This window comes from Paraliomyxa miuraensis (assembly GCF_026337845.1).
Classification (GTDB): domain Bacteria; phylum Myxococcota_A; class Polyangia; order Nannocystales; family Nannocystaceae; genus Paraliomyxa; species Paraliomyxa miuraensis.
This window is the reverse complement of record NZ_JAOVZF010000113.1, coordinates 1-7,117: the sequence shown is the minus strand read 5'-3', so window position 1 is coordinate 7,117 and position 7,117 is coordinate 1. Positions and strand designations below refer to the sequence as shown.

The window sequence follows — 7,117 nt, the reverse complement described above, 5'->3', positions numbered from 1 at the left end:
CAGCGCCTCAAGGGCCTGGGTTACGAGGTCGAGCTCCGCCCGGCCGCTTGACCGAGCCTCCGACATCCGGTTTCTTGCTAGCCCCCCGCAGCCGGCTTGCAGACCGTGCGCATGCGCTGGCGGGCGCTCGGGGAGTGATCATCACCGGGGAGCCGTGGCGGCGGGACTGGTAGGCTCTCGCAGATGCACGCTCGTTACCGGGATCTCGTGAGGTCCTTGCCGCTCCCCACTGTGGAGCAGACCGAGAGCTTCGCAGAGTACGTCGTCGATGCACGCAGTTGGCACAAGCATCTGCCGTGCACCCCCCCGGGGGCGCCCTTCGTCTTCTTCCTGGATCCGAACGCGGGCCGCGAGTTGGTCCAGGCCGAGGCCGGCCACCGGACATACACCGATCGCATCGATGGCCAGCAGCGGTTCCACTACACGTGGATGCCCACGGCCGAGTACCATGCCCGATTCGGTCACTGGCAATACGCCACCGATCATGGCACCAGGCTCGTCTTCATGCCGTCCGATGGCCGCAATGCCCAGCTGCACGGATTCGGCTCGGTCGAGATCATGGCGCCCGATGGCGAGTGGATCCCGGTCCCGCCCGATGTGCTCGCGGCCGGTACCATGACCATGACGGCTCACGTTCACCCGACGTTCAGCGCGGAGTGGCTCGCCTACTACTCGATGATGATGGCTCGTTGCCGAGCCCATCCGGAAGAAGCCGACGAGCGCATCGAGCTGTACGAACGCCACGAAGGCGACCTCCCGTCGCTCGATCAAGAGATCGAGGAGGCCCGCACGCGGCTGCGAGCCGAGCTGCGGGCGACCCTCCTCCGCGGACGCGCCCGGCTCGCAGGCGAGCGCCGGTCGACAATCGACGTCTACCGCCAGGCGTCCATCGGTGAACTCGTGCCCCACGAGCAGTAGGGATAGCGCAGCCTGTTCAGCGAATCACGACGCGGTTCGCTGAACGCGTACGAGTATCACGCTCGACTCTCGCCTCCCGCGGCGTTTGCGGATATGAAAGTGCATGGCCATCGACTACGGGCTGCTCGATCGCTCGACCCTGTCCGAGCCGGTGTTCTACCCATCACCCGATCCCACGGCGGCCCCGCACGGCGCGCGAGACCATCGCATCGACGTCGCGCCCGGGATCGCCGTGGCGGCGCGTCACCATGCACACCCCGGGTCGCCCCCGGACCGTCGCGGTGCCGTGCTCTACTTCCACGGCAATGGCGAGGTGGTGGGAGATCACGATCACCTCGCCCGCTCGTTCCACCACATCGGGCTCGACCTGTTCGTGGCGACGTACCGCGGCTACGGTGCGAGCGACGGCACGCCCACCTTCGCCGCGCTGATGGCCGACGTTCACCCCATTGCCGAGCGCTTCCACCAGATCCTCGATGCCGACGATGGGCCAGATCTGCGCCTGGTCATGGGTCGCAGCTTGGGCGGACACGCGGCCCTCGAGGTCGCGGCCCACTGCTCCGAGCGCTTCGACGCGTTGGTGCTCTCGAGCCCGGCGGGCGAGGGCAGCCGCCTCGTCGACCGCCTCGTCGACGTCCCCGAGCCGACGGTGCGTGCCCTGCTCGCGGCGCACGAGGCCAAGCTCGCCAAGATCACGCTGCCCACCCTCTTGCTGCACGGGAGCCGGGACGACCTCATTCCGCTGAGCTCGGTCGAGCGGCTGGCCAAGCTGCTGACCTCCGCTGCGGCACGCACGATGATGATCATCGATGGCGCCAGCCACAATGACCTGCTTCGTCTGGCCCACGATGCGTGTTTCGGGGCGATCGGCGAGCTGGTGGAGCGCTGCCGCTCGCGGGCGTGAGTCCGCTACCCGTCGCGGCCGCGACAAGGGCATCATGGGCACTGCGATGCTCGGGGACAGCCCAGCAGACGAGGGCGAAACCATGCGGGTGGACGAACGACGGCGTATCGATGATGAGCTCGAGCAGCACCTCGCCGAGGCGGTCGCCATGGTGGGGGTTGAGCGCTACCTCGATTCGCCGCTGGTCTCGTTCGATCCTCGCAGCTTTCCCGATCCCTGGGAGCCGAGCCTGGCGGGCGTGCGCGTCGCCCTGCGACGGTTGATGCGACACGTTCGCCTGCCGGACGTCCCGGTGGTGGTCGAGGATGGCCGCGAGGGAGAGATGGAGAGCGGGCTGGTGGAGGAGCCGGTGCTGTTCGACGGCATCGAGCAAGGCACGACCCGGTTCCTCGTGCTCGCGATCGGCTCGCCCCAGCAGATGGTGACCTGGCTCGCGCTCGAGGTGGTCAAGGCCTGGGCCGAGTACCAGGGGCTCACGCGCGACGAGCCCCTGGCCTACCGCGGACCCGTCCCCGATGCGTCCGAGCCCCCCGAGGATGCGGGGCTCGACGACGCCTCGGCCACCGTGATCGGGGTCGCGCTGGGCCTGGGGCCGGTGCTCACGATCGGCACGATCCAGACGCACAAGCAGGAGCAGCTCCTGGGGGGGCTACGTCGCCACCCAGTGGTCCACCCAGACGGTGGGCGGCCTGGTACCGGTGGCGCTCGCTCGACTGGCCGCGCTGCACGTGCTCTCGCGCGGTGATGTACCCGAGGAGCGCGACCTGGTCCGTGCCAGTCTCGATGGTGATCTTCTCGCCGACTTCGATGCTGCGCTGGCCGAGCACGCCAACGATGCCGCGCCCCTGCGTAGGCGGCTCGGGGTCCCGGAGGATCCTCCCGTCACGCGCCGGGCTCTAGACGACTCACCGCTGGCGGAGCTCGACGACGAGACGCTCGAACGAGCCGAGCAGGCCTACCAGGAGCGGCGGCGCTTCTTCAACCGAGGGCAACGCGTCTACGCGGTGATCGAGCGACGCAAGTCGATGGGCGTGGTCCTTACGATCGTGCCCTCGCTCATGGTGATGTTCGCGACCGGTGTTCCGCTCGCTTGGGCGCTGCCGCTGCTCGCGATCGGCGGCTCGGTCGGCGCCGTGTGGGGCCACAAGCACCCGCTGCTCCGGTGTTCCGACCCGGATTGCCGTTGTCGCTTGGGGTCTACGGACTCCACGTGTCCGTTCTGCGGTGGATCGATTGTAGGGCAGCTGCGCTCAGCCAACGAGCGCCTCGACCACGACGAGTGAGCGCCATTCACAACGACCTGCTCCGGCTGGCCTACGATGCGTGTTTCGGAGCGATCGGCGAGCTGGCGGAGCGCTGCCAATCGCGGGCGTGAGCCCGCTACCCGTCGCGGTCGCGACAAGGGCATCATGGGCACTGCGATGCTCCTCTCTCTGCCTCCCCGCATCGTTCGGGACCTTCACAAGAGGGTCCGGTGCGGAGCCCTCGACGACGTCATCATCGTGCTCGAGCTCTTCCGGGGTCCTCCCAGTGATCGCGTGCTCATCCAGCGGATCGAGATCAACGGCAACGCGCTCGACTACGTCACGCTCGAGTGCGTCAGCCACGGCCCTCGCAGCATCCCGCACCCGGGGTCCCTCATGGCGTTCCTGGACTTGGTGGGGCAACGTGTCCATGAGCTCCCCGATGGCGACCCCCTGCGATGCCCCGCCTGTGAGGACATCGCGTCGATCACCCTCCAGATCGGCGGAGCCGAGGAGACCTTCTCCGTCCTCGCGTCCGAGGATGCACGGCTACGTCATGAGCAGATGCTCTCGCCGGGCGCCATGCAGCTCGTCGCCCTCATGGAGAGGCTCGTGAAGGAGACCTTACGGGGAGCAGAATCGGCGGGTGCGTTCGCCGGAAGGTGGGTGGAGGACTCCTGCGAGGATCCCCCCTCCCGGATCGGTCGCTTTCGCATGGAAGCAGTGCTCGCTCGCTGGCACCACGGCACGATCCTGAGGGTTCACGACCCCGATCGACACGAGAGCGTGGCCATGAAGCTGGGAGACCGCACGGAACCGCTGCGCACGCGCCTGATGCTCGAGCACGAATACCAGGTGCTGGCCGCGATCGATCATCCCAACATCGTCACCGTGCACGAGGTGGGTGTCGACAATCGACGTCCGTTCATGACCATGGAGCTCGTGCTCGGCTCTCCTGTGGATGAGTGGGCTCGTATGCATGGAGCGTCACGCGCCGAACGAATCGCCGCACTCCTTCAGGCGGGCCATGGGCTCGCGGCCACGCACGCGGCCGGCTTCGTGCATGGCAACTTTGGTCCCTCCAATGCGCTCATCAGTGCGGACGGTCGGGTTCGGCTCATCGACTTTCACTGGGCACACAGGGGGGATGGGCCCCCAATCACCGCATGGTTTGGCGCGGGTTTCATGCCCGCCTACGCGGCCCCCGAGGTGCTGGCGGGTAGGCGCGGAGCTGCGCACAGCGACCAGTTCTCACTGTGCGTTGCGGTCTACGAGGTGCTCTACGGCGTGCGCCCGTTCCCGGGGAAGACGCCAACCGAGGTTACATACAACGTGATGATGGGCAACATGCGTCCCCTCCCGAGTGAATCGGTGCCCCACCACGTCCGCGACGCCGTCCTGCGGGGCCTCTGCTCCGCTGCCGCCGAACGTTGGCCGTCGGTGGACGCCTTGTTGGACGAGCTCGGGGATGCAGCGGAGTATGCGGACTGAAACGACGAGCAACACCGGAGGACCCATGGTCGTGGCCCAGGCTGCCCTCCGAGCGCTGCTGGCCCTCGGAGGTCGCTTCGCTCCCGCTGCCCAAGTGCTCCGGTCCGCGTGCCCAGGTCCACCGGTCCGACTGCCCAAGTGCTCCGGAATACGCAGACCAGCGGGCGATCGACCTCCACCCCCATCGCCTCGGCCACCCACGCCACGTAGCGATCCATGTAGGGCAGCGTCCCTGCGCACGGCTCGTAGGCCCCAGGCTGGGGCGCGTAGCCGAGCGGGGCCCCAGCAGGGCTCATTCGCACGCCGTCGGGTCGCCGATGCACTCGGCCACGAACGCCTCGCACTCCTGTCTGGTCGAGTTGGACAGCGGTTCGCATGAATGCCCGCACCCACGCCCACCGGGATTCGGCGCATAGCACACGCTCGTGAACGAGCACTGCGGGTAGCAGGTGACTCGGCACTGGGAGTTGTGCACGATCGTGACTTCGGGGCCGCCTATGGCCCCCTCGAAGTCGTCCGGCTCGGCAAACAGGCCATGGCCGTTGCAGACGGTCTCGGCCACGTCCGCGAGCTCCACGAAGTCGGGGTCGTCCTCCGAGATCTCTGGCCCTGCGTCGACCGTCCACCCCCAATTCCGCGGGCAGATCGCCGCAACGTTGGCGAGAGAGCACTCCTTCTTCTCCTTCTCGATGTCGATGTCGGCGCCCATGTCGGGCTCATCCATCGGAGGCGAGTCGCCGATTCCTCCGTCTGCGCACCCAGCCAGCCACACGATCATGATGAACCGTTTCATGCCCAGACCTCCATTCAGTGCACGACCACGGACAGCTCGATGGGTTCGCCGGCTCGTTCGAGCGTGACCGCGAAGCTCCCGGCGCCCAGCTTGCTCGCCGCGTTCATCATCGCGTCGATGCTGTTCAGGTGCTGGCCGTCGACCGCGAGCAAGGCATCGCCCAGCTCGAGCCCCATCGCCACCGCCAAGCCGTGCTCGCCAAGCCGCGAGACCTCGAGGTGCCCATCCTCCCTGGGCCGGAAGCGGGTGCCGTCGCACGTCGCCAGCGGCTCGCCCTGGTAGAGCAACGCCTCCTCGATCAATGCGGCGTCGACGGTGACCCTGCTGCCGTCACGCTGCACGCCTTCTTCGGGATGCCACCACGAGCAGTCGTACCCGGCGGCCCCGTCGGTCGTCCCTGCCCCGGTTTCGTCGAGACCTTCGGCCCATCCGTCGAGACACGCGGCAACGTAGACCGCGCACTGCTCACCAGCATCGGGTTGGTCGTAGGGGAGGCACAGCACGCAGCGAGCCTCGCCGGTCTCTTCCGTGAGCCCTCCATGGCACATGATCTGCCCCGCTTCACACCATCCGCAATGGCCGAGGCATTCCCCGTTCTCGTAGGAGTACATCCCTATGTAGTCGGCTTCGCTGTGCAACATGACGAGCCATGCGCCTGTCCCGACGCTCACCGTTGCAGCGGGATCGTCCATCAGGATGAGGTCTCCTCCACCTCCGCCATTGCTGAACCACCACTGCAATGGGTAGTCACAGTTTTGGATCTCATCCAGCGCTTGCATGCACGCTGCGCCCTCGGTGCCGGCCTCGCCGCCCGACGTCCCCATCGGCAACGGAGGTTCGTCATCGTCCAAGACCTTGCATCCGGCGCCCGCGGCGACGGCTGCGACGATCACGATCGCTCGTGGAACCTTCATGAAGCGGTAGGCTTCGCTTGCGCACGAGCGCCGCAAGTCGATGCGAACGAATCAGGGTTCGACGCGCCACGGCCAGCCGCAACGGCGCTACCACTGCGGTGGCCCCGACATGCTGGACGACCGCGAGGGCGGCTCCTTCCGCGACCCACGAGAAGAACGGGTACTCCTCGTCCTCGGTGATCTCGACGGCGATCGTCTTCCAGATCTCCCCCGCCGGGCGCTCAGTGACAATAGTAGTAGGTGCCGATGTCGACCGAGGGTCGTGCTCGCGAGAAGGCCTCGATGGTCGCGGCGGGGCTCAGCGTGCATCCCGTGCCGATGGGCGGGTGAACGAGGACCTCTCGGATCGCGGCTGTGCCTGCACCAGCGGCAACACGAGCGACAGCCTGGGGTGGCTCTGGCTGGGTTTGCTCCTCGCCGTGCCTCGCTCGCGCCGGCAGCGAGCCCTACGCCAGCGTGGTTGAGCAGCCGCTCACTACTTGCGGCCGTGCCAATGGCCCCACTCGCGGTGCTGGTGGGCTCGCCGGATTCCAGGCTCGACCTCGGGCCAGGTACGAGGGAGGTCGGCGACCTGGGCGCGGGCATGCTTGTAGGCGACGACGAAGCCCGCCGCGCTTGGTGAGCGGTCCGCATACCACTCGGTTGCCTCGCGAAGCTCGAGCTGAGCCTCGGGCAGTGCCCAGGTGCGGTCGGCGTTACCCCCAGCGTTGCAGAAGTCAGCGTGAGGCCATGGGCTCAAGCTGCATGAAGTCGATGGTCGAGGTGGTGCCGGTGTCGTTGTTCGCGACCATGGCCCAGGCATGTTCACCATCATGGCCCAGGGACCCCGAGACACCTGGATCATGTAGCACGC

General features: G+C 67.5%; 8 protein-coding genes. 6 read left to right on the top strand and 2 right to left on the bottom strand.

Annotated features, from left to right (window positions below):
- Positions 1 to 216: 216 nt before the first annotated feature.
- The 5 genes from OEB96_RS00680 (at position 217) to OEB96_RS00660 (ending at position 4,557) form a co-directional block, all read left to right on the top strand.
- Positions 217 to 918: a hypothetical protein gene (locus OEB96_RS00680; protein WP_266213438.1), complete on the top strand. Its 702-nt coding sequence runs from the start codon at positions 217 to 219 to the stop codon at positions 916 to 918.
- Between the two features lie 103 nt (positions 919 to 1,021).
- Positions 1,022 to 1,822, top strand: coding sequence for an alpha/beta hydrolase (locus OEB96_RS00675; RefSeq protein ID WP_266213437.1), 801 nt, complete (start codon positions 1,022 to 1,024; stop codon positions 1,820 to 1,822).
- 46 nt (positions 1,823 to 1,868) lie between these two features.
- Complete coding sequence (locus tag OEB96_RS00670; protein WP_266213436.1) at positions 1,869 to 2,567, top strand: hypothetical protein; 699 nt, start codon at positions 1,869 to 1,871, stop codon at positions 2,565 to 2,567.
- Positions 2,521 to 3,105, top strand: a complete 585-nt coding sequence (locus tag OEB96_RS00665) for a hypothetical protein (protein WP_266213435.1) — start codon at positions 2,521 to 2,523, stop codon at positions 3,103 to 3,105. The genes OEB96_RS00670 and OEB96_RS00665 overlap by 47 nt, the downstream gene beginning before the upstream one ends.
- A gap of 138 nt (positions 3,106 to 3,243) precedes the next feature.
- The gene (locus tag OEB96_RS00660; protein WP_266213434.1) at positions 3,244 to 4,557 is read left to right on the top strand and encodes a serine/threonine protein kinase; all 1,314 of its coding nucleotides are present in this window, start codon (positions 3,244 to 3,246) and stop codon (positions 4,555 to 4,557) included.
- Positions 4,558 to 4,849: 292 nt separating this feature from the next.
- Here the strand turns inward: OEB96_RS00660 and OEB96_RS00655 are convergent, their stop codons facing one another.
- Both OEB96_RS00655 and OEB96_RS00650 read right to left on the bottom strand, forming a co-directional pair.
- Complete coding sequence (locus OEB96_RS00655; RefSeq protein WP_266213433.1) at positions 4,850 to 5,350, bottom strand: hypothetical protein; 501 nt, start codon at positions 5,348 to 5,350, stop codon at positions 4,850 to 4,852.
- Positions 5,351 to 5,364: 14 nt separating this feature from the next.
- Positions 5,365 to 6,264 (bottom strand): hypothetical protein, encoded by a 900-nt coding sequence (locus tag OEB96_RS00650; protein WP_266213432.1) that lies wholly within the window; start codon positions 6,262 to 6,264, stop codon positions 5,365 to 5,367.
- Between the two features lie 98 nt (positions 6,265 to 6,362).
- Between OEB96_RS00650 and OEB96_RS46565 the strand changes: the two genes are divergently transcribed.
- Positions 6,363 to 6,728, top strand: a complete 366-nt coding sequence (locus OEB96_RS46565) for an MYXO-CTERM sorting domain-containing protein (RefSeq protein WP_407674599.1) — start codon at positions 6,363 to 6,365, stop codon at positions 6,726 to 6,728.
- The last annotated feature ends 389 nt before the right edge of the window (positions 6,729 to 7,117 follow it).

Coding starts and splice junctions, on each gene's coding strand:
- OEB96_RS00670 (WP_266213436.1), top strand. CDS start 1,869: ATGCTCGGGGACAGCCCAGCAGACGAGGGCGAAACCATGCGGGTGGAC.
- OEB96_RS00655 (WP_266213433.1), bottom strand. CDS start 5,350: ATGAAACGGTTCATCATGATCGTGTGGCTGGCTGGGTGCGCAGACGGA.
- OEB96_RS00650 (WP_266213432.1), bottom strand. CDS start 6,264: ATGAAGGTTCCACGAGCGATCGTGATCGTCGCAGCCGTCGCCGCGGGC.
- OEB96_RS00675 (WP_266213437.1), top strand. CDS start 1,022: ATGGCCATCGACTACGGGCTGCTCGATCGCTCGACCCTGTCCGAGCCG.
- OEB96_RS00660 (WP_266213434.1), top strand. CDS start 3,244: ATGCTCCTCTCTCTGCCTCCCCGCATCGTTCGGGACCTTCACAAGAGG.